The organism is Agrobacterium sp. D14 (assembly GCF_001526505.1).
Taxonomy (GTDB): Bacteria; Pseudomonadota; Alphaproteobacteria; order Rhizobiales; family Rhizobiaceae; genus Agrobacterium; species Agrobacterium leguminum.
Map to the genome: position 1 here is coordinate 82761 of NZ_ASXX01000009.1, position 19052 is coordinate 101812.

21 protein-coding genes and 3 pseudogenes are annotated in these 19052 nt (G+C 57.8%); 10 read left to right on the plus strand and 14 right to left on the minus strand.

Features of this window, described 5'->3' with window-relative positions; translation table 11 throughout:
• Positions 1–6 precede the first annotated feature (6 nt).
• Positions 7–1161 (plus strand): iron-containing alcohol dehydrogenase, encoded by a 1155-nt coding sequence (locus L901_RS07890; protein WP_059755249.1) that lies wholly within the window; start codon positions 7–9, stop codon positions 1159–1161.
• A 109-nt stretch (positions 1162–1270) separates the two neighbouring features.
• Here L901_RS07890 and L901_RS07895 read toward each other — a convergent pair whose 3' ends face one another.
• Both L901_RS07895 and L901_RS07900 read right to left on the minus strand, forming a co-directional pair.
• A complete protein-coding gene (locus tag L901_RS07895; protein WP_059755252.1) occupies positions 1271–1975 on the minus strand; it encodes an anti-sigma factor domain-containing protein in 705 nt (234 codons plus the stop codon).
• Positions 1972–2517, minus strand: a complete 546-nt coding sequence (locus L901_RS07900; RefSeq protein WP_059755446.1) for a sigma-70 family RNA polymerase sigma factor — start codon at positions 2515–2517, stop codon at positions 1972–1974. The genes L901_RS07895 and L901_RS07900 overlap by 4 nt, the downstream gene beginning before the upstream one ends.
• A 203-nt stretch (positions 2518–2720) precedes the next feature.
• Here L901_RS07900 and L901_RS07905 point away from each other — a divergent pair, with 203 nt between their 5' ends.
• Positions 2721–3509, plus strand: a complete 789-nt coding sequence (locus L901_RS07905) for a DUF4394 domain-containing protein (protein WP_059755256.1) — start codon at positions 2721–2723, stop codon at positions 3507–3509.
• Between the two features lie 84 nt (positions 3510–3593).
• On the opposite strand, the pseudogene L901_RS26120 reads toward L901_RS07905, so the two are convergent.
• The 9 genes and pseudogenes from L901_RS26120 to L901_RS27365 form a co-directional block, all read right to left on the minus strand.
• Positions 3594–3742: pseudogene (locus L901_RS26120) on the minus strand (fasciclin domain-containing protein); the annotation flags it as partial.
• A 37-nt stretch (positions 3743–3779) separates the two neighbouring features.
• Positions 3780–4196 carry a DoxX family protein gene (locus L901_RS07910; protein WP_059755257.1) on the minus strand — a complete coding sequence of 139 codons (417 nt, stop codon included), beginning with the start codon at positions 4194–4196 and terminating at the stop codon, positions 3780–3782.
• The gene (locus L901_RS07915; RefSeq protein WP_059755259.1) at positions 4180–5184 is read right to left on the minus strand and encodes an alpha/beta fold hydrolase; all 1005 of its coding nucleotides are present in this window, start codon (positions 5182–5184) and stop codon (positions 4180–4182) included. The genes L901_RS07910 and L901_RS07915 overlap by 17 nt, the downstream gene beginning before the upstream one ends.
• Positions 5185–5985: 801 nt before the next feature.
• Positions 5986–6708 (minus strand): hypothetical protein, encoded by a 723-nt coding sequence (locus tag L901_RS26940; protein WP_147401493.1) that lies wholly within the window; start codon positions 6706–6708, stop codon positions 5986–5988.
• Between the two features lie 18 nt (positions 6709–6726).
• A complete protein-coding gene (locus L901_RS07925; RefSeq protein WP_059755268.1) occupies positions 6727–7215 on the minus strand; it encodes a Panacea domain-containing protein in 489 nt (162 codons plus the stop codon).
• Positions 7216–7741: 526 nt separating this feature from the next.
• A complete protein-coding gene (locus tag L901_RS07930; RefSeq protein ID WP_059755271.1) occupies positions 7742–8230 on the minus strand; it encodes a hypothetical protein in 489 nt (162 codons plus the stop codon).
• A 114-nt stretch (positions 8231–8344) separates the two neighbouring features.
• Complete coding sequence (locus L901_RS07935) at positions 8345–9391, minus strand: CBASS cGAMP-activated phospholipase (RefSeq protein WP_059755274.1); 1047 nt, start codon at positions 9389–9391, stop codon at positions 8345–8347.
• Positions 9388–9846 (minus strand): hypothetical protein, encoded by a 459-nt coding sequence (locus L901_RS07940; protein WP_059755276.1) that lies wholly within the window; start codon positions 9844–9846, stop codon positions 9388–9390. The genes L901_RS07935 and L901_RS07940 overlap by 4 nt, the downstream gene beginning before the upstream one ends.
• A complete protein-coding gene (locus L901_RS27365) occupies positions 9846–11102 on the minus strand; it encodes a nucleotidyltransferase (protein WP_059755278.1) in 1257 nt (418 codons plus the stop codon). Before L901_RS27365 ends, L901_RS07940 begins: the two co-directional genes overlap by 1 nt.
• A 187-nt stretch (positions 11103–11289) precedes the next feature.
• Between L901_RS27365 and L901_RS07950 the strand changes: the two genes are divergently transcribed.
• Complete coding sequence (locus L901_RS07950) at positions 11290–11619, plus strand: helix-turn-helix domain-containing protein (protein WP_059755280.1); 330 nt, start codon at positions 11290–11292, stop codon at positions 11617–11619.
• A complete protein-coding gene (locus tag L901_RS07955) occupies positions 11616–12524 on the plus strand; it encodes an ImmA/IrrE family metallo-endopeptidase (RefSeq protein ID WP_059755281.1) in 909 nt (302 codons plus the stop codon). The genes L901_RS07950 and L901_RS07955 overlap by 4 nt, the downstream gene beginning before the upstream one ends.
• Before the next feature lie 375 nt (positions 12525–12899).
• Here the strand turns inward: L901_RS07955 and L901_RS27660 are convergent.
• Positions 12900–13085 (minus strand): annotated as a pseudogene (locus L901_RS27660) (DUF6527 family protein); the annotation flags it as partial.
• Between the two features lie 470 nt (positions 13086–13555).
• Here L901_RS27660 and L901_RS26950 point away from each other — a divergent pair.
• Positions 13556–13711 (plus strand): hypothetical protein, encoded by a 156-nt coding sequence (locus L901_RS26950; RefSeq protein WP_156430046.1) that lies wholly within the window; start codon positions 13556–13558, stop codon positions 13709–13711.
• 94 nt (positions 13712–13805) lie between these two features.
• Here L901_RS26950 and L901_RS07960 read toward each other — a convergent pair whose 3' ends face one another.
• Positions 13806–14198, minus strand: a complete 393-nt coding sequence (locus tag L901_RS07960; protein WP_059755283.1) for a helix-turn-helix domain-containing protein — start codon at positions 14196–14198, stop codon at positions 13806–13808.
• Positions 14199–14348: 150 nt separating this feature from the next.
• Between L901_RS07960 and L901_RS07965 the strand changes: the two genes are divergently transcribed.
• The 5 genes and pseudogenes from L901_RS07965 (at position 14349) to L901_RS07985 (ending at position 17681) form a co-directional block, all read left to right on the plus strand.
• Complete coding sequence (locus tag L901_RS07965) at positions 14349–14741, plus strand: DoxX family protein (RefSeq protein WP_059755285.1); 393 nt, start codon at positions 14349–14351, stop codon at positions 14739–14741.
• A 34-nt stretch (positions 14742–14775) separates the two neighbouring features.
• Positions 14776–15516 (plus strand): annotated as a pseudogene (locus tag L901_RS07970) (SDR family NAD(P)-dependent oxidoreductase); the annotation flags it as partial.
• Positions 15517–15584: 68 nt separating this feature from the next.
• Positions 15585–15923 (plus strand): VOC family protein, encoded by a 339-nt coding sequence (locus L901_RS07975; RefSeq protein ID WP_059755287.1) that lies wholly within the window; start codon positions 15585–15587, stop codon positions 15921–15923.
• Between the two features lie 600 nt (positions 15924–16523).
• Positions 16524–17093: a hypothetical protein gene (locus L901_RS07980; protein ID WP_120356890.1), complete on the plus strand. Its 570-nt coding sequence runs from the start codon at positions 16524–16526 to the stop codon at positions 17091–17093.
• A 102-nt stretch (positions 17094–17195) separates the two neighbouring features.
• Positions 17196–17681: a hypothetical protein gene (locus L901_RS07985; protein WP_245289614.1), complete on the plus strand. Its 486-nt coding sequence runs from the start codon at positions 17196–17198 to the stop codon at positions 17679–17681.
• 220 nt (positions 17682–17901) lie between these two features.
• Here L901_RS07985 and L901_RS07990 read toward each other — a convergent pair whose 3' ends face one another.
• Positions 17902–18948, minus strand: coding sequence for an NAD(P)-dependent alcohol dehydrogenase (locus L901_RS07990; RefSeq protein ID WP_059755452.1), 1047 nt, complete (start codon positions 18946–18948; stop codon positions 17902–17904).
• Between the last annotated feature and the right edge of the window lie 104 nt (positions 18949–19052).

Below are 19052 nucleotides of genomic sequence, written 5' to 3' on the forward strand. Positions count from 1 at the left end.
GGCAGGATGTCCGCATTCACATTCGCAACCGTCCCGCAGATCATTGCGGGACCGGGCTGTATCGCAAGGCTTTCGGAGCTGAGGAGCATGCTCGGTCCGCGCGTTCTGGTGATTTCGGACGATGGGGTCGTCAAGGCAGGGCTCGTTCAGCCGGCGCTTGCCAGTCTTACAGAAGCCGGCGCCGAAACATCAATCTTCACGGGCGTTGTCGCTGATCCACCGGAAGCCATCATCCATACGGCTGCGGCACAGGCGGTGACGTTTGGCGCAACCGGTGTGCTGGGCATCGGCGGCGGCTCGTCGCTCGATGTCGCAAAGCTTGTGGCGCTTATTGCCAAAAGCGGCGAAGCGCTCGACACTATCTACGGCGTTGGCAAGGTGACGGGGGAGCGTCTGCCGCTGGCGCTCGTGCCGACAACGGCCGGCACCGGATCGGAAGTCACGCCGATTTCGATCATCACCACGGGTGAACACCAGAAAAAGGGCGTAGTATCACCCGTACTTCTGCCAGACGTGGCGCTTCTCGACGCGAACCTGACCATCGGACTTCCTCCCGCCGTGACCGCGGCGACGGGAATTGACGCAATGGTCCACGCCATCGAGGCCTTCACGTCCACCAGTGCAAACAACAATCCTGTTTCCCGTGCCCTTGCCAAAGAAGCCCTGCGGCTTCTCGGAGCGAATATCGCGATCGCCGTCGAGGATGGAACCGACCTTGCCGCCAGACAGTCGATGCTGCTGGGTGCAATGTTGGCGGGGCAGGCCTTTGCTAATTCGCCTGTCGCTGCCGTTCATGCTCTCGCCTATCCGATCGGAGGCCGCTACGGCGTTCCCCACGGTCTTTCCAACAGTCTGGTACTGCCGCACGTCTTGCGCTTCAACGCGACGGTGTGTGGTGATGCCTATGCGGAACTGGCACCGTGTCTCTTTCCTCACCTTGAGCCTGCCGATCAGAACGGACGGCTCTCCGGTTTCATCGACGGACTAACGATGCTGCCAGTGCGCCTTAATCTTCCCGTGAGGCTGAGGCATGTCGGAATTCCAAAGGAGGGAATTCCTCTGCTCGCGGAAAGTGCGATGGAGCAAACCCGCCTGCTGGTCAACAACCCGCGTACCATGTCGCTATCGGATGCCGCCAGTATCTACGAGGTTGCCTGGTAAGCAGGCCAGTACACACGTCACATGAGTTATAGCCATCCTTTCTATAACTCACATCATCAAAATACTAAGCTACCCTACAGGCACCAAACGGAGATATCTGGCGCGATTGTTATCGCAGCAACTTCGCGAGGCCCTTAGCGAGGATCGGTCCAGTCGGACGCCCGGTTGGAGATCCGCCAGCGTCTTCCAGGGTGATCTCGTAGAGCTGGTCCGCCCTTGGTGTTGGCAATTCCGGAACAGCCAGATGCGCCGAGCGCGCACCGTCGATCAGGCCAAGCGATACGGGCCCTGTGTCTTTGGACGGCAGGGTCCAAACCTGGATCGTCTTGTCCCCGGGGATGCTGAAATCAGCCAGTATACGGATCGTCGCCTGCGCGTTGCCGAAATCCTCGACGACGGCCTGCACCTCCCCAGCATCATTGATTAGAACCGCAACGACTAGCGGCTCCACCGTCCGGGTCAGGCTGTAAGCGAGACCGATCGCGAGCAAAAAGGCGGCGGCGACGGCCGAGATCGCGGCCATTCGCCAACCGTTCCTGCGGTTGTCATTGGCATTTGAGATCAGAGGCATAACGCCGGTATGATCCTGGAGCGGCAAGGCCGCTTCGATGCGCTGCCAAAGCTGCTCGGTGACGGTAGCAGGTGCCACGCTCATGTCGAGTGGCAGGAAGCGCTCGCGGCTGGCAGCAATTGCGGCACGCAGTTCAGCATCGCTTTCCATGACAACCTCAAGCTCCGCAGCATCCGTGGCCTCTATCAGGCCCAGGACATATTCATCGGCAATAGCAGGGATATCCTTGCGATCATAGATCATGCCATGCACTCCCGGAGAGCTGCAAGGCCACGCCTGATCCAGGATTTGGTCGTACCGAGCGGAATGCGCAGCCTCCCGGCGATCTCGCCATGCGAGTAGCCGCCGATATAGGCCATAAGAATGCCGCTCCGCTTGCGCTCATCGAGACCGCCGAGGCAATCGTAGAGCCGGGAATTGCGGTCCAGCCTGTGCCACGCCGCCATGACCTCATCCGCCTGCTCGCTTTCGCGCAGGGCCTCCACCTCCTCGACTGTATGCTCGCGTTTTCCGTCCCGCAGGAGATTAAGTGCCCGGTTGCGGACGATGGCATAGATCCAGCCTCGGGCGGAGCCGCGATCGGCCCTGTACTGATGCGCATGGGTCCATATCCGGATGAAGGCGTCCTGCACCACCTCTTCGGCAAGCTCGCGACGCCGGACAATGCGCTCGGCGACCGCTATCAGGCGTCCCGCCTCGCGATCAAAGATCAAGCGAAGCGCATTGCGATCACCCCTGGCGCAGGCAGCGAGTGCCGTATCGAGATCGTCCGGCGTAGAGCCCATCAGCATCAATACCTTCTCCCAAAACCGACGAAGAAGACTGTCGGCTTTGAAAGCTATACCCGCTGGATCGACGAATGGATGCAAGTCGAAATTATTTTTTCGCAGGCTGCATCCAAACGGCATGGCTGGCGTGTCTTCAGTTCAGGAAGCGTCGAGAGCCGAGCGCTACACGACTTCCGAACGGTTCAACACGGGAGAAAGACATGAAGATCATTCGTTTCACACTGATTGCCTCCGCTGCTTCCATCACAGTGGCATCAACCGCATTCGCGGCCCCCGTCCTCGGCCTGAGCGGCGACAGGACGCTCATCATCTTCGATACGGAGAAACCGGCGGTGACGAAAAGGATGGACGTGACTGGCGTCGACAAACTTGTCGGCATCGACTTCCGCCCCGGCAACAAGACGGTGATCGGCGTCACCCCGGATCATCGCATCGTCTCGATCAATCTCGAAACAGGCGTCGCCACCGATGTTGCCAAGATGGACAAGATGCTGACCATGACGCAAGCCCCTGTCGTGGTCGATTTCAACCCTATGGCTGATCGCCTGCGCTTCATGACCGGAACGACCAACCATCGCATCCACCCGGATACTGGCGCTGTAACGGTTGACGGTGTGCTTGCCTTCGAGGAGGGCGACATGCACAAGGGCGAGACCCCGAACATCGTCGCTGCTGCCTATACCAACTCCGTCGGCAAGCCTGAAAAGACCGCCATGTATAATATCGATGCCACGATCGGCGCGCTGATCCAGCAGACCAAGCCGAATGACGGCACGCTGAAAGCAATCGGCAAGCTCGGCCTCAAAGATAAGCCTGCGGCCTATGCCTTTGATATTCAGGGCATGGCGGACGGCAAGAACGTAGCCTATCTCGCCGCATCCAAGACGCTCTACACGGTTAACCTCGCAACCGGCGCGGCAACCGAAGTCGGCCCGATCACAGGGCTCGACAACGAAGTGCGAGACATCGCCGTTCTGCCGAACGTGTAATTCGGCAGACGTTCAACGATGAAACTGAAAAGGCCGGCCCTCAAGTGTCGCCGGCCTTTCTGATGATGGAATGACCCCGGACCACATCTTGCGCAGAAGAACCTTGTCGATGACATAAATGACGCCGTTGGATTGTTTGACGTCGGCGATCGTCACGTGCGCAACACACCCATTTCGTCGGTGAGCGTGATCGTGCCCATGCTTTCCCTGGCCTTCAGAAGGCATCCGCCGACGATGAAACTTTGCGAATTTCGTCAGACGATATCAAAGCTATTTTTCGCCACGCCTGAATGGCCAGACGACGATGTTTCCCGCGAAGAGCGCCAACCACACCAGGTAAGGCTGCAAAGGCAATCGCATGAGATGGTAGGACCATTGCCATGGCGAAACAGTCGCCGCACCAAGGCTGTCGATGGCATGCTTGATATTGGCAGGGAATACGCAGATTGCATAGAGTGCCAGGCCAATGCCGGCGGCTTTCCGCAGCCGTGGCACCAGAAGTCCGACCGCACCGGCAATCTCACACAGACCGGTCAGGAAAATAACGGCCTCCGGCTCAGGAACCCAGGCGGGCGTGATACCGAGGAACGGTTTGGGCAAGACGAGATGCAGAATGCCCGCGAGACCATAGACGCTGGATAGTCCCCACTGGCAGCGCCGCTGCCAGACATCAATCCTTGCCGTCACGTGCTATCCTCTGCTCGACATCCCTTTTTACGGCGTTGAGGTTCGACTTGCGGCCCGCAACCGTCTCGATCGCCGCGATTGCCAGATCGCTGGCGACGAAATCCGACTTGTGCCCGAGATTGTGCACGACGATCAGACGAGCGCCACGAATATCGCGGGCGAGATGACGGGAGTGGACCTCAGGGGAGACGATACTATCAGTATCACCAGTGATGATGACCGTAGGCACTTTGATTTTGTGGTAATTCACCGAAGCCGCTCTGGCCCAGTCGCTCAAAGCCGCAACCTCTCTCGCATTGTGCCGAAATGCGAGCGGCCGCAACGCTTGCAGGGCACGTGTCTTGTCGATGTAATCGGCGGGAACCGGGTTCGGAGCAAAGACGCCTTTCGTGGCATTATCGATCGTCATAAGCCCGATAGGTGGCACGATAAGAGCGCTGAATAGAGTGCCTGTGATCGGGGCGCTGGCGGCCTCGTAGTACCAGGCGATCCCGCTATTCCATGGGTAGACCGCCGGAGACAGGAAGACGAGGCCTAAGATCATATCCGGATGGCGAACGGCGAAGGACGCGGCAATTGCTCCCCCGAAGGAGTGACCGACAATAATAGCGCGGTTGATGCCTCGCTCCTGCATGAGGGCGGCAATGGAGTCGGCTTGACCGTCGGGCAAAATGTTCTGCTCACCACCGACGTCGGAATTGCCGTGACCCGGGCGATCGACGAACAACAGCTTGGCCCGTTCCTGCAGCTTTGTCCGAAACGAGAACATCGGATCGTAAAGGCTGGCGCTGGCGCCATGAATAAAGACGATTGGTGGCAAGTCTGGCTTCCGACCAGTCTCAACCAGGACGCTATTAAGCTTGAATCCACCGACATCGGTACGGACTTGATCGTCCCGCTTTGGCGCAGCAACCGCTTTAGAAGCAATCAACGCGAAGCAGCCGATCATCAGAAACACGGCGGTCAGGCAAAGAGTTCGATCCGGCATATCCTAGAGCTGCCCCGCGGTGCCACTGGCAAAGATCGGACCTATCGGAAGGCCCGTCGGCATCAAAACGAAGGCGTTGTTTCCCGCCATTACATGTCGAATGATGTCAGCCTGCCGCCCGCGGAATGCATCGTAGCCATAGACGGTCTTGAGGATATGCAAGGGATCAGCGGTCACGGCGGTTTTTATCCGAAGTGGAATGATTGTGCATCATCACGGTTTTGTGGTGCATGGCAATGCCGAAGATGGAGTTGACCGTGGAAGTAGGTAGGGTGATTGATGTTGCGAGCAACCACATCGAATGCAAAAAGGGCTCCGAGTTTCCTCGGAGCCCTTTGATAGTCTTTTTGACATTGGTTGCGGGGGCCTGACTGCATGGAGACTTGTAGATTCTCAGCCTCAAGTCGGCGCTGCATTGACAGTTTCGGTTTAAGTTAGAAGCGATCATTGTGCACAGTAATCTCGCCGGCGGAAAGAGGCCGAGAGCGGGCTGTCCGGTTCCGGATGGCGCCCAGCGGATAGATGGCATTCAGAGGCCGACTTCGTCAGTGCCGCGCGTGAGCACCCTCCTTGGCAGCAACATGCCACTAAACAATGGCTCCTATGTCGCGCCGATCCCAGACCAGCGCAGATGCCAGATTTCGCTGCTAAGGCCGTCCGATGAGGACGAGGCTTTTCACCAGACACGCACCGCCTTCACGAATCGGCGAACTTTGCTCGTCCATGTAGTTGGAATATCGGTCTAACCAAGCTCGTCGCGATAGCAGATCACCCAAACGGCAATATCGATATCGCCAATTCCTATGTTGGCTCTTGCTCATCACCCAGTTCAAGCAGCAGGTCGTGGACGCTCTGTATCTCAGGTGCCAGATCATCCATTGAGATCAGACCCTCCTTGGGAAGCCGTACTATCCTCGGACACCGAACCCTTGGCAGTTTCTCCCGCCGACTCTCGGACGTTTCAAAATCGCAACTGAGATCAGCCAATTCGACCCGTGCCTCTTCGAAGTCGTCCGTCGAATATGCGTGATGAATTAGGGAAAGCAGGATCGTAATCGTGTGATCATCCAGTCTTTCCCTTCTCGGAAAGGGAAACTGGAAAATCGGTGTCTCATCCTTCACCAGATAGAGTTCCAGACCGATTGCCGCAGTTCGCTTCAGGCCAAGCGGCAAGTTTCGTGGTGGATGATCGTAGGCTAAATACTGCAGAGGACGAACCAGATCAAAAAGCGTGAGGGCGGCATCAACGTTGATGTCTTCGTCCATGCCGTTACAAGCAATCCGTATATGTTTTTCCAACGATTTGCGATCTACTGGGGGAGACAGATCGAGACCGCGCGTCACTCCATAGATTGAGGGCATGGCATTGCGGAAATGGCGATAGCTGGGAAACTTTCCGCCGCCTATAGCGCGATGAAGATACTTCCGAAGCCATTCTTTTCGTCGTGGCTGCGAAACGGTTACAGCTTGCGCGAGATCGATGAACTGAATGCGATTGAGAAGGCCAACAGCCTTACGCTTCATTATCCCCAATGAACACCTCTAAGCGGCCTGTAGACCCTCAAAATAAGAGTAAATCAGATCATTTTTGATTCGCATCCCAACGTTAACATGGGATTTCGCTGCCTCTATAGTCCGCGACCAGGGAGTACCAGGTTGATGGGTGATATCCACAAGGGCAAAGCTGGGAATTTCCAAATACTTATAAAGATGCCGCTCTATGGTCGCTACAGCCGCATTGTCTACTAACTTTGGAAATGGTGAGGTTACGCGTTTCACCGGATCCAACTTTTGCGCCAGTTCCGTAATCGGCTGGTCTCCGAACCACTTGAAAGCATCATATACAGACCGCTGTACCGGCCCAAAATCCCAAGCCTCGAATTCGGATTTGATGAGGGGCTGGTGATGTTCCAGGAGATGATGACCGTGCAAAAAATATATGATTTTTTGTATGTCTATCTGCGTGACCTCCAACTGCTCCGCCCATGCTCGGTGAAGTATTTCGTTGGCAATAAGCCGCGCGTCAAACATGTGTTCTACCCATTTAAAACCCCAACAGTGTACAAGCAGGGGTTTAAGGTGTTCTTAAAATTGGCAACACCTAGGAAGCTTTGAAGTTCATTGCCATTTCTGCCGGCGCGCGGACTCTAGATAACTGCGAGCGGTTAATTCGGTGGACTGGAGCAGATAAGTGGGACTGCTTGGAACTCGATCATAGCGCCGCTCAGAAAGTCTGGACATAAGGCTAAAGCCGCCTCCTTTTGCGGGTCAGGCCCCAGGCTGCATAATACTCGAACCGCTCCGCCGCCACCCTTCTCGTCTTGAGGTGCCTGCAGGAGATCCTGCCTTTTGCCCAAGTTTTTTCGTCCGAATCAAGATGATTGCTGCATCTTGTATATGTTTCTCTGAAACGAGGCAGCCGCCGAATCCTCCAACAGTTTCAATCGCAGGAGGAGGCCGTATGCAGCTACCGGTGCAACGTATCAGGATCCGCAATCGCTTGCACCGCATCGACTTTCAGTGACCCCGCCAACACCCGAACACGTGCGACGTACGCCTATCTGCCATCTCGCTTCGCCATCTCCAGTGCCTGGCCTATCGTCAGCGCCTGGCCGCGATAGGGTGCCGCCCGCCTCGAAATATCTTCGAATTCCTGCCGGTCACGAGATCGCTGCGGAGGGTGGTCGTCCCACCGAGCGATAATCTCATCCAGATCATCAAAGGAAAGTTCGGTACGCCGCTTCCTGTCCCAGCGCAGCTTGCCTTTATCATCCTTGTAAGGCACCGCAACGCGCTTCCCGACGTGATAGTGGCCGAACATATCCGGCCCATTGTTCATCGAGCTTACCTTTGCCCGGCAATTGTTTCTGACAAGTGCGCGCAAGCCCAGGGCAATGACCTGGGTCTGGATTTTCTCGAGCCGCTGGGGATGGCTGGATAGGATCGTGCCGACGATCCTATCGATTGAGAAGCGCTGCTCTTGGGAAGATTCCTCGATCAATCCTTCAAGGAAAGAATGAAACTCGCGTAACTCCAAATTGCTCATTGCGTTGCTCCGTACACCTCAACATCAGTTGGAAACCACGCCCAGAACAAGTCAAGAACAGCCGGATACCTTTGCACAAGAGACAAAGCTTGTACTTCACGTCTTGATTCATAACTATTGGATCGGGCAGCGCAGATAGGGTTCGGCAGGCGATTCAAGGAACATCTGCCTAATGAGCAGCCCGTTAGCCTCCGCCTGGCTCCTTGCCATGTTCGGCAATTCCTTCTTGGCGCGCCGCACGTCGTCGAGGCCCATGTGCTCCTCACGCTCGTCCAGATCGACCCGGAGAACGTTGGGCTTGCCGACGAGCAGGTAGGCTTGTCCGAGCGCGTTCCTGCTCTGGGCGCGGGAGGCTAGCCGAAAGAGAAGCGGAACCGTAGAGGACACCCCCCATGCGATTTTGCCACCCTCAAGATGACGTTTGGCCAGCGTTACAGTCTCCTCTCCCGTACCCACCGACAGGATACGGATGTTCTCCCGCGGAACATCGTAGCAGGCGAGAACGTCCACCAGGGCGTTCATGATAGGGTTGTTCGCCCAGATACCACCGTCGAGCATTTGGTATCCGTGGTTGTCGACCGCCGAAAGGTACGACGGCGCCGCAGCGGTGTGAAGCGCGATGTCAACGAGCGCCTTGTGGCGGTCCTTCCTGTAGTCCGGATGGTGCGGAGTTTTGTAGATGAAGGGCTCGCCATACTTTCCCTCGAAACAGGGAATAACGGCGCGGCAAGTCGCCGAGTCCAGCACCTCGTGCCCGAAGACACGGAGCAGCTCGTCCCGCAGACTCGCGCTGCGATGCTTGGGACGAAATAACGACTTCAGCCAGTGCCAGAGGCCTATCCCGAACTTCGGCTCCGGAAAGATGAACTCCCCCCTCTCGGTGTAGATCTTCGAGATTTCGGCCGCCGACTTCCCAGTGGCGAGGCCCAGTGCGATAATACCACCCGTCGATGTCCCTGCCACCATGTCGAAATGCTTCGCGATGGATTCGCCGCCGAGGTACTTCCGCTCGATCTCGGCGAGATAGGCGGCGCCAAAAAGACCGCGGATGCCGCCGCCGTCCAGCGAAAGGATTCGGAACGGCCGATCCTTGGGCCAGGGCTGCTTGACGCGGGTCTGCTCGAGCGTGCCGTCGGAGCGCCGCGGAGGAATGTAGTTCATGGGTGGTTCTCCACATTGATGCGCTGTCCCGTAGAGGGGGGATGGCGACCGCCGCCCTCCCAAACCCCGGTCATGAGCCAGAATTCGTAGCAGGCGAGCCAATCAATCGTCCAAGGCACGATGGTCTCAGATATGAAAAGCCAGCCGCTCCACTGCTCTCGCGCCGGATCGAAAAGACAGAGCACGGGATCGCGGTCACGGTTATAGACATGGGGAAGCGATCCTTCAGGATTGCCTGGAAGGCGTGTCAGCCGCGGGGTCCTCACCCTCACTTCCGGCCCGGAAACGACCATGTCAGTGCTATACGCGATCTCGATATCATAGGACCGGGTTAGCGGCTTTAGCGTGCCCTGCCAGAGCACTGTGTCCTTGCCGACAGTGCGATGGGCAAACGAGGGCCAGGCCGCGCGCATGGCGGCGATCTGCTCCTCGATGGTCAGCGGAAGGAACGCCATCAAACAGCATCCCCGAAGAAATCGTGGCGGCTCGCCGCGACGGGCGCGGCAACAGCCTTCGGGACGACAAGCGCGGGCGCAGCGACTGCCGCAGAGGGAACAAGGATTCCGCCCTTCCTCGTGTAGCTCTGGCTTGACTGCTTCACGGCACCACCCGTCTCCTGGGCGATCTTCCTGATGGCTTCGTTCACCACGTAGTCGCCGAAGAGCTGGCGAAGTTCCGCAGGAATGTCGACAGGGTCCATGTTACCGGAGCTAAGACGGTTGACCGCAGCGACCAGATTGGCGAGATCGTCGGCGAACTCATTCTGCTGATCGATGGATTCCGGCCAGCGGTCGGTGAACTCGTCCTGATCCCAGGTAGGATTCACGACAGTCAGGGTGCGCCCGAGCGATGAAGCCCGGCGAATGTCGATGATCAGCAGATTGCAGAGTGAGACGAGTGCGTCACTCAACGTTCTGCCTGGCCTGGCGGAGCGCGCCGCATAGTGCGCGAGAAGGACCGAAGGTGCCATCCGGCCAGCGTGGTGCTTGCGGTCATAGGTGATGTTCCGGTAGCGCTTCACAAGTTGAAGGGCGAGCGTCGCCATGTTCTTCACGACAAAGGGGGCCTGATCTGGCACATCGTCGACTTCGGCGTCTGCGCGAAGACGGTCGTAGTCGTTCCACCTACGGCGGAAAGCTTCCGAGACGGCAGTCTCGACGGGAGTGCAGGCCTTGTAGTGCTCCGCGAAACCGTACGCATTGCTCGGAACTTCGCAGTCGTCGGAGCTGCGGTTCGGCCCTTTCGCGTGCATGATCTGGCTGTGCCTTTCAGGCGTACCCTGCTCCCGGAAGGCCGCGCTGACGTCGAGGTGCATCCTGTCGCCGTAGACAAGAGTGACACAGCGGGTCTGGCGGATCACCTTCTCGACCGGATAGTTGCTCAAGGCGGCTTCGAGGGCCTTCAGAACGCCGAGCGGACCGAAATGACGGTATCTCACCGCGATCTGGGCGATGATGTCAATGTCGTATTCGTCGTCGGAGCCGCGGGTCGAGATGGTGGCGTCGATCGCCATCGAGCCCTGCGGATAGAAATGCTCGATCCCGTCGGCAAAGAAGGTGGTCGCCTCCAGGTGGCGACGGACGGCTTCGTAGCGGCTGACCGCCTTCGCGTGGAGAGAAGGCGGAAGCTGGATATTGAACGCGATCTGCGCGAGGATCCGGTCGACCGGATCAAGGAACGGATCAATCCCAGTAAATGCAATCATGTTCATGCTCGATTTCCTCTGAAAGTTTCTTCGACTTCACGATGTTCTCACGCATGCTGGCTCCCCTCTTGTTCGCTATAATTTAAGTCAAATTATCGCTACTCCGAACTCAAGATGGGGAGGTTGCCTTCCAGAGTCAAGAGCCATATTGTACTTCTACACCGAACAAAGATAACTAGCGAACGGCTCCGTCATGTCACAACCTACTTTCGGCAAGAGAATCAAAGAGCTACGCACAGCCAAAGGCTTGACGCTCGATCAGCTAGCGTCAGCAACAGGCTCTTCGAAGAGCTATATCTGGGAGCTGGAGAACAAGGATCCACCGCGTCCTAGCGCGGAAAAGCTCGCCGACATTGCTGCCGTGCTGGGGGTCACGACCGACTATCTGATCGGACGCGAGGAGGTCACCCTGGCCGACGCCGAGGATAAGGCCTTCTTTCGAGAATACAGCCAGATGCCGGATGACACCCGCCAGAAGATCCGCGCGATGGCGAAGCTCCTTGGAGGAAAGAACGGCGAATGATCAAGTCACCCCGGAGAGCTGCCAACGATATCTCCCTGATGCTGAACACCGTTTTCGGAAATGACAGGTTCGACAAGGGGCCTGTAAACATGAGCGAGCTTGCGCTTGAGTACACGAAGCAGGTGGAGCCGGACAGCTATATCGAGCGGGTCGTTGCCGAGGACCTGCCCGGCTGCGAAGGAGCCCTGGTGCCAGGCGAGACGAAGCCCCGGCGCTGGGCCATCATGTACGATCGGAAGCAGAGCGCAGGTCGCAGGGCCTACACCATCGCTCATGAACTCGGCCACTTCGTCCTTCATCGCAACCTGGTCGATGACGATCCGGATTTTGACGGCGGGTTCTACTGCACGAAGGAAGCAGTCGAACACGGTGCGGGCAGAGATATCGAGAAGGAAGCGAACGAGTTTGCTGCCAACCTCCTGATGCCGCTTGATGACTACAGACGCCAGATTCCATCAGACCGGCTTGCTGGACTAGATAGTCTGGGTGCCACCGCTGACCGCTACGGGGTGTCCCTGACTGCGGCAACACTGCGATGGCTGGAATACACGACGGCAAGGGCAATGGTTATCGCATCCGTCGACGGGTTCGCTCTGTGGGCGAAGTCTAGCGAAGCGGCGCTCAGATCGGGGCGATTCCTTCGGACAAAGAGTGATCTGTTCGAAATGCCTGCGGCATCTCTTGCTGTTCGCAAAGCCCCCAGCAAGGAATCGTTGGAAGGCGTACAGCAGAAGGCTGGCGTCTGGTTTCCAGAGCCGACCGTCGAGATGTGCATGCGCTCCGACAAGTATGACTTCGAGCTGACCCTTCTTCACTTTGAAGGCAAGCCCCCCGCCTACCAGGCAGAGGATGACTTCGAGGATTCTTATACTCAGTTCTTCAAGCTGGATGCATTGGGGAAGTAAACCTAATGCTTGCGGTTCATGGATACTATCGTGCGATCGATAGTTTTGGAGGCCATGTGGTCTTCCCCTCACAATCGTCTCAGCACCAAACTCATTGGGCGCAGCGCTCTCTGAACGACAGCGTACGGGGCTTGTGACGGATAGAGCCAATGGCCGAAATGACGGCGCAAAGCGGAAATTATTTCCGCCTCCAACATATCCAGCAGCAAGTGGACAGCCGCACCGGCGATGCGTGATGTTGCGGCTGCGTTGAATATGCACTCTGCATCAAGCCGCTCAAAGGCCGAGCCAGTCCTTGAAGCGATCGATGAAGCCCTTCCTCTTTTCCAGCACTTTGGGCGGCGCGGAAAAGGTGGCAAGTGGCGCGGCATTGACCTAGCCACAGTATCTCTGCTTCGCGCCACGGTCACGACGACGTTCTGCCTCGATCTGTTCATCGCTCCACGTCCCGGCTTCGATGACCTTACCGCGCCTTATGATGTAGTGCGAGCGGCACCGCAACGTCCAGCTACCCACGGAAGGGCTGAGCGAAATGGTTTATCCGTCGAAGTCCATGCGCCAGTCAGTCGGAGTGAACGGTGTGACGACCTCTTCGCCACACCCGCAGCAACAGCTATGGGCTTGAGCAGCATGTTGCCATCCGTGGTATACGTGCTGCGATGTTCATTCTCCAGGTCGCGGTAGAAGCCGCGCAGTTTCTTCCACTTCATGACAGCTAAGGCTGCATTGAGCATATTGAGGTCGGCGACCTGAATATTGGTGGCATAGACGGCATCGGCCGGCGCGCTATGGAAAGAGATACGGCCGTTGTGAACGTGATCGCGCTTGGCACTGCAATCATCTCGGCTGTTTCGTGATCGTGCCACTGGACCGTACGCGCCTCGATGTTACCGTGGAGCAGACGCGGCCATGGCATGCAAGCCTGTCGGCGGACAATTCTCGGCGGCCTTGCCCGCTTCGGCAGCCAGTGGGTCGACAGGCCACGCTCGCCACCGATCATGGGCACGAGAGATCGCTAAGTCGAACACCCCATGCGCTCGCTCGGCTTCCACGGGCACTGGCAGATTATGCCCGGCGCTCCGACGCTGGCCGCCTATCTCGATAGCATGAAGGGCCTGCTGCGTACCAATCCGACGATCGTTTGCGTGACCCGCCTCTATGTCGCGGTCAGCCGTCGCAACATCTGACCGAAGTTGGGCTCGAGCGGCCAAGTACTGGTGATGAAGGATGGGAGAAGTGAACCAAGCATAAGCGGAGTCCTCCAATCGACCGAGTACGGCTTCACTTCACAGGTGTTCGCTCGCTCTTTTTCCGTCCGCGCGTTGCAGTTTTCGCCGGCAGACTCCTGCCGTACTCATTCCACCATGCCGTCAATGCCTCCATGGTTGGACCGAGGCCCCGAGCCTTCCCGGTGATTGCGTATTCGACCCGGGGCGGAACCTCCGCAAAGATGGTCCGGCTGACCAGGCCGTCCTTTTCAAGCTCACGTAACTGGACAGTCAACATATGCTGGGTGATGCCTGGTATGGCCTTTCGCAGTTCACCGAAGCGGTAGACCCGCTCATTGAGCAGCCACATGATTTCCAGCTTCCATTTACCCGAAAGCATCGCGAAGGCGCGACGCATTTCATCCTGCATGCTGGGTGATTCCGCGTCATTAGTCTGCTTTTCCATACTAACCTATAATAATTCATCCTACTTGCGAGTATCGATCTTAGACGACATTTTGTTTCTATGCATCAGGGCGCTGGGATAAAAAGCGGCCGGGCAAAAAAGACTTCAACCTGAACACGTTGCTCGCTACGCAGCGACAAGGAACTCAGCATGGCTATGACCTACATCTACTGGATCAGCACGGCATTGTTGTCGCTGCTCTATTTTTCCTCGGCGATCATGTACCTCATAAAAAGGGATTTCGTACGACAAGCTCAGGCCGAACTCGGTTACACCGCGCCGCATCTCATCCCCTTCATGATCGCTGTAAAGGCTCTCGGCCCGCTGGCGATCCTCGCGCGCGTCAGCGTGAGCCTGAGCGATCTCGCCTACGCGGGGATATTTTACCACTTATTGCTGTCAGGTATGGCGCATCTTGGCGTACGCAAGCCCGGCGGCGCGATACCGGCAGGCGTCGGACTCGTGCTTGTGATCGCCTCCTTTCTTACCCAGAATGCCGCTCGCGGTACACCTTCGCTTTCAGTCCAGGCCCTGGGTTTCTGAAACCCTAACCAGCAACTCAGAATTGGAGATGAACATGGGTCGTCTTGATGGAAAAGTCGCCATCGTCACCGGCGCCGGTCGAGGTATCGGCCGCGCCACCGCCAAGCTGTTTGCCGCCGAGGGCGCAAAAGTCGCAGTCGTGTCTCTCACAGAGCGGAACATCGATTCCGTTGTCTCGGAAATCGAGGCCTCTGATGGCGCCGCGCTGGGCGTGCGCTGCGACGTTAGCGACGCCGATCAGGTCAGGGCAGCCATCGCGAGAGTCGCCGCGCGTTATGGCCGAATTGATATTCTCGTGAACAATGCCTTTGATCCATCGGCCGTTTCATCGCCGATCGCCGAACTGCCCGTCGACCAGTTGCAGCGCAACTTCGAGATGGGACCGATCGCCTATCTGCGCACGATGCAGGCCGCTTATCCCTACCTGAAGTCGAGCGGAGCCGGACGCGTCATCAACTTCGGTTCAATGGCGGGCGTCGTCGGTCTGGCGGGTTATGGCCCCTATAGCATGGCCAAGGAAGCGGTTCGCGCCCTCACCCGCACGGCGGCCCGGGAATGGGGTCCTGACCGAATTACCGTGAACAATGTGCTGCCGGTTGCCGATACGTGGGGAGCAGAGGCCGCGAATGCTCCTCCGCCTGCCAATGCGCTCGCGCGCTACGGCTCGCCGGATGAGGACATTGCACCGGTCGTTCTGTTTCTGGCCAGCAAGGATTCGCAGTTCATCACCGGATACAGCCTGACGCCCGATGGCGGCATGATCATCGATAGCGCGCCTGATGCGGCAAGGTTCTGCGCATTTCGCGTGCGATCGCCCCATTACCTCTCCAAAGGAAGAAAATCATGAAGACACATGCTCTCACCATCGACACGACCAATCCGCAAGCCCTCGCAGCGTGGTGGTCCGAAGCCCTCGGCGTCGCAATTGACGCCGACCATGGTGTGCTCGTCACGTTGGCAACGCCGCCTGCTCTCCTCCCAATGCAATTCTTCAAAACCGAACGGGCGACGATGCAGCGGAACCGAGTACATCCGGATTTCAAGACACCGGACCTCGACAAGGAGACAGAGCGCCTTGTCGCGCTCGGCGCAACAATCGTGCAGAAATACGAGCTGCCGCAAATCCGCTTCACGACCATGGCTGATCCGGACGGCAACAACTTCGATCTTATCCAGGAGTAGCCTGACGGAAGAAGATTGCCGGCTGCTGGCGCGAGGAGGATGGGAACACCACTCTCGCCAGTCTGTCGGCGCCGCTACCGCATCTGAAAGGTAGTCACTGTTTGCAAGGACCATGTATCGGTTTCCCGGCTGACGATCGGTTAGGGCCACAGATGCCACAGCCGACTGCAACCGAAGGGAAGCACGGTATCGAAGAAGAGCGATCCCTGCTGGATCGGCAGGTATGATCGTTCTGCCTGACTGGCGCTCCTTCCTCTCCGCGTAAGCTTTCCGCGATACTCGGGATCATCAACTTTCAATACGGGTCACCCATCGCGCAGAGCAGATCAAGACCGTGGAGATGGCCGACGAATGTCGAATTGCCTACCATAACCGGCCCCAACTACCGTTGCATCTACGATCCGGGAATTTGCAGTTGGTGAACATTCCCAAGAACGCTATCGAACGCGTATTCATGATTTGCGCTCATAGGCGCATGCAATCAAGCCCTGGTAATGCGATGCACCGCACCGTGATAACTCTTATCCATGAAGATGGAGCATGTGGCGCGGCGCAGTTAACGGTTCCGTGGCATGACCGATGAAAGCGGGAGAAGAAAGCATGGCGGATACCGGCAAGAAATGCATCCATGGGACTGAAGTTGTATCCCTCGGTCGCCGGCGTGTGATCCTAGGTGCTACCGTACTGGCGACGGCACCGCTGGTCTCGCTCTTTCCGGCCTCTCCGGCGCTTGCACACCACGGCTGGCCCGGTTTCCTGACCGATCGCCTGATCTACATCGCGGGAACCGTCTCTTCGGCTGGCGTATGGGGTAACCCGCATTCGCTTTTCGATGTAACCCTGGACAGAAATCTGCCCGCCCGCACTCCCAGGTTGGCAATTCCAGAGCAGTTGCAGGATCCTGAGGACAGCACCCGGGTCAATGCAGCTCTTTCCTACAAGGGTCCCCACAAGGAGTTGGAGATCGTCATCGCGCCACCGGCCTGGTCAGGTAGATGGGGTTTGGGTCGTGCACTAAAGATCGGGGAGCGTTTCCAGGCGGTCGGTTACATCAATCGGACAGATGATGGTCTGTTTCGTCCAGTTGTGTTCTGGTACGGGCACGACGCAGTGCCGGTGAACCAGGTGCTTGGCAATACGCTCCCGGTGCGTGCGCCGCTGCAGGACTAGGCTTCGCGACGGATGCGAACACCGTTGCTCACCCGGCAGAAGCCGCAATTTGCTCTTCCACTTGCGCCACCACGCTGGGCGGAAATGAACGGAGTGGTTTGATTGCTGAATTCGTTATTAATGTTGTTGCAAAACTCTCTGCTCGGCGAGGCGGTGCGGAATGCCGAATATTTATATCCCGTGCTCGAAGCCACTCACATCCTTGGGATTGGCCTGCTAGTCGGTCCCGCTTTCACTTTTGACCTACGATTGCTGGGAGCCGGACACCGCGTCGTGTCGGTAACCACAGCCGCGCGCTATCTGCTGCCAGTCTCTCACATCGGATTTACTATCGCCGTGATTACCGGCATCGCACTGCTCAGTGCACAGGCGACCGTGGTCGCCAGCACCGGGGCCGCACCGTGGAAGTTCGGTCTGCTGATCCTCGCAGGCCTCAATATCCCGGTGTTCCACTACGGCATCTACCGCCGCGTCGATGAGTGGACCAATGCTGTCGTGACCCCGATCGCCGCCCGCATCGGAGCAGGAGTGTCACTGATCGCGTGGACGGGCATGATCTTCGCCGGACGGCTACTCGCCTACACCTGATTGAGCCATTCAATGCGCCGGCGCTCGAAGCTCGCCCCTGCTCGCTCGTCGCCATCGTGATAGATTAATGTATTGCGGTTTCGTTTGGCGACACTGCAACTTGACGATTGGCTATGTCACCTCAACTTCAAAATATCGAGCAGCGACATTGGCAGCCGACAGCGCGATGGGCCAGCCAATGTAAAAGGCTAGATGCGTGATACGATCAACGCGCAAGCCTTCAGGCCGACAGCGTCGCCATGTCGATGACGAAACGGTAGCGGACGTCCGACCTCTCCATCCGTTTGAACGCCTCGTTAATCGCATCCATGCGAATGATCTCAACGTCCGGCAGAATTCCCTTTTTGCCGCAGAAGTCCAACATTTCCTGGGTCTGGGCGATACCGCCAACCGGCGAGCCGGCGAGCCGCCTGCGGCCCATGACCATCGGCACGGTGAACAGCTCCGGGACCGGGCCGAGTTGGCCGACAATGTCGAGTGTGCCGTCAATATCGAGCAGGGCGATATAGGGGTTGATGTCGTGCTTGGCCGGAACCGTGTCGATGATGAGGTCGAAGGTGGCCGCCGCGTTCGCCATCGCCCGATCATCAGCCGACACCAGCAGCCTGCTCGCACCAAGCGCGAGCGCATCGGCCTTCTTCGCCTCGGACCGGCTGATGACTGTCACGTCCGCGCCGAGAGCGCCCCCCAGCTTTACTGCCATATGCCCCAACCCGCCGAGGCCGACAACGCCGACGCGGCTACCGGGTCCGACGTTCCATGTCCGAAGCGGCGCATAGGTGGTGATCCCAGCGCAAAGAAGCGGGGCCGCCCGCGAAACATCCATGCCGTCGGGAATACGCAGAACGAACTCTTCGCGAACGACAAGGTGCTTGGAATATCCTCCGAGCGTGTTTGCACCGGTAATGCGATCCGGCGTGTTGTAGGTCTGCGTGGCGACCTCTCGGCAAAATACCTCATTGCCCTTCCGGCATTGATCGCAGTGCAGGCAACTGTCGACGAAGCAGCCGACGGCGACATGATCGCCCACTTTGTATTTGACAACCGCCTCTCCAATGGCGGTGACCCTGCCGACGATCTCGTGCCCTGGAACCATCGGATAGCTCGCACCGCCCCAGTCGTTCCGCGTCTGGTGGAGATCACTGTGGCAAACGCCGCAGTAGAGGATCTCCATCGCAACGTCTTCAGGCCTCAGCGTTCGTCGCTCGAAGGAGTACGGAGCGAGGTCCGCGCCGACGCTCTGTGCGGCATAACCAAAAGTTTTCATCAGTGCCCTTTCCATCGCCGTTGCAGGCTTCATTTTTTCAGCGTCGCCAGACCAATGACGAAGCGGTACTTCACATCGCTCCTGAAAAGGCGTTACCAGGTGGC

What these genes read in the sequence shown, in the direction of transcription:
- L901_RS07940 (WP_059755276.1), bottom strand. Translation starts at nt 9,846, where the DNA reads ATGGCGTTCCTTCCGCTGACCATCGAGGAGCAGATCGCCGCCATGCGC.
- L901_RS07900 (WP_059755446.1), bottom strand. Translation starts at nt 2,517, where the DNA reads ATGGGCTCTACGCCGGACGATCTCGATACGGCACTCGCTGCCTGCGCC.
- L901_RS07950 (WP_059755280.1), top strand. Translation starts at nt 11,290, where the DNA reads ATGTCACAACCTACTTTCGGCAAGAGAATCAAAGAGCTACGCACAGCC.
- L901_RS07935 (WP_059755274.1), bottom strand. Translation starts at nt 9,391, where the DNA reads ATGAACTACATTCCTCCGCGGCGCTCCGACGGCACGCTCGAGCAGACC.
- L901_RS07960 (WP_059755283.1), bottom strand. Translation starts at nt 14,198, where the DNA reads ATGGAAAAGCAGACTAATGACGCGGAATCACCCAGCATGCAGGATGAA.
- L901_RS26950 (WP_156430046.1), top strand. Translation starts at nt 13,556, where the DNA reads ATGCGCTCGCTCGGCTTCCACGGGCACTGGCAGATTATGCCCGGCGCT.
- L901_RS07980 (WP_120356890.1), top strand. Translation starts at nt 16,524, where the DNA reads ATGGCGGATACCGGCAAGAAATGCATCCATGGGACTGAAGTTGTATCC.
- L901_RS07930 (WP_059755271.1), bottom strand. Translation starts at nt 8,230, where the DNA reads ATGAGCAATTTGGAGTTACGCGAGTTTCATTCTTTCCTTGAAGGATTG.
- L901_RS07955 (WP_059755281.1), top strand. Translation starts at nt 11,616, where the DNA reads ATGATCAAGTCACCCCGGAGAGCTGCCAACGATATCTCCCTGATGCTG.
- L901_RS26940 (WP_147401493.1), bottom strand. Translation starts at nt 6,708, where the DNA reads ATGAAGCGTAAGGCTGTTGGCCTTCTCAATCGCATTCAGTTCATCGAT.
- L901_RS07990 (WP_059755452.1), bottom strand. Translation starts at nt 18,948, where the DNA reads ATGAAAACTTTTGGTTATGCCGCACAGAGCGTCGGCGCGGACCTCGCT.
- L901_RS07925 (WP_059755268.1), bottom strand. Translation starts at nt 7,215, where the DNA reads ATGTTTGACGCGCGGCTTATTGCCAACGAAATACTTCACCGAGCATGG.
- L901_RS07890 (WP_059755249.1), top strand. Translation starts at nt 7, where the DNA reads ATGTCCGCATTCACATTCGCAACCGTCCCGCAGATCATTGCGGGACCG.
- L901_RS07915 (WP_059755259.1), bottom strand. Translation starts at nt 5,184, where the DNA reads ATGCCGGATCGAACTCTTTGCCTGACCGCCGTGTTTCTGATGATCGGC.
- L901_RS07905 (WP_059755256.1), top strand. Translation starts at nt 2,721, where the DNA reads ATGAAGATCATTCGTTTCACACTGATTGCCTCCGCTGCTTCCATCACA.
- L901_RS07975 (WP_059755287.1), top strand. Translation starts at nt 15,585, where the DNA reads ATGAAGACACATGCTCTCACCATCGACACGACCAATCCGCAAGCCCTC.
- L901_RS07965 (WP_059755285.1), top strand. Translation starts at nt 14,349, where the DNA reads ATGGCTATGACCTACATCTACTGGATCAGCACGGCATTGTTGTCGCTG.
- L901_RS07895 (WP_059755252.1), bottom strand. Translation starts at nt 1,975, where the DNA reads ATGATCTATGATCGCAAGGATATCCCTGCTATTGCCGATGAATATGTC.
- L901_RS27365 (WP_059755278.1), bottom strand. Translation starts at nt 11,102, where the DNA reads ATGAACATGATTGCATTTACTGGGATTGATCCGTTCCTTGATCCGGTC.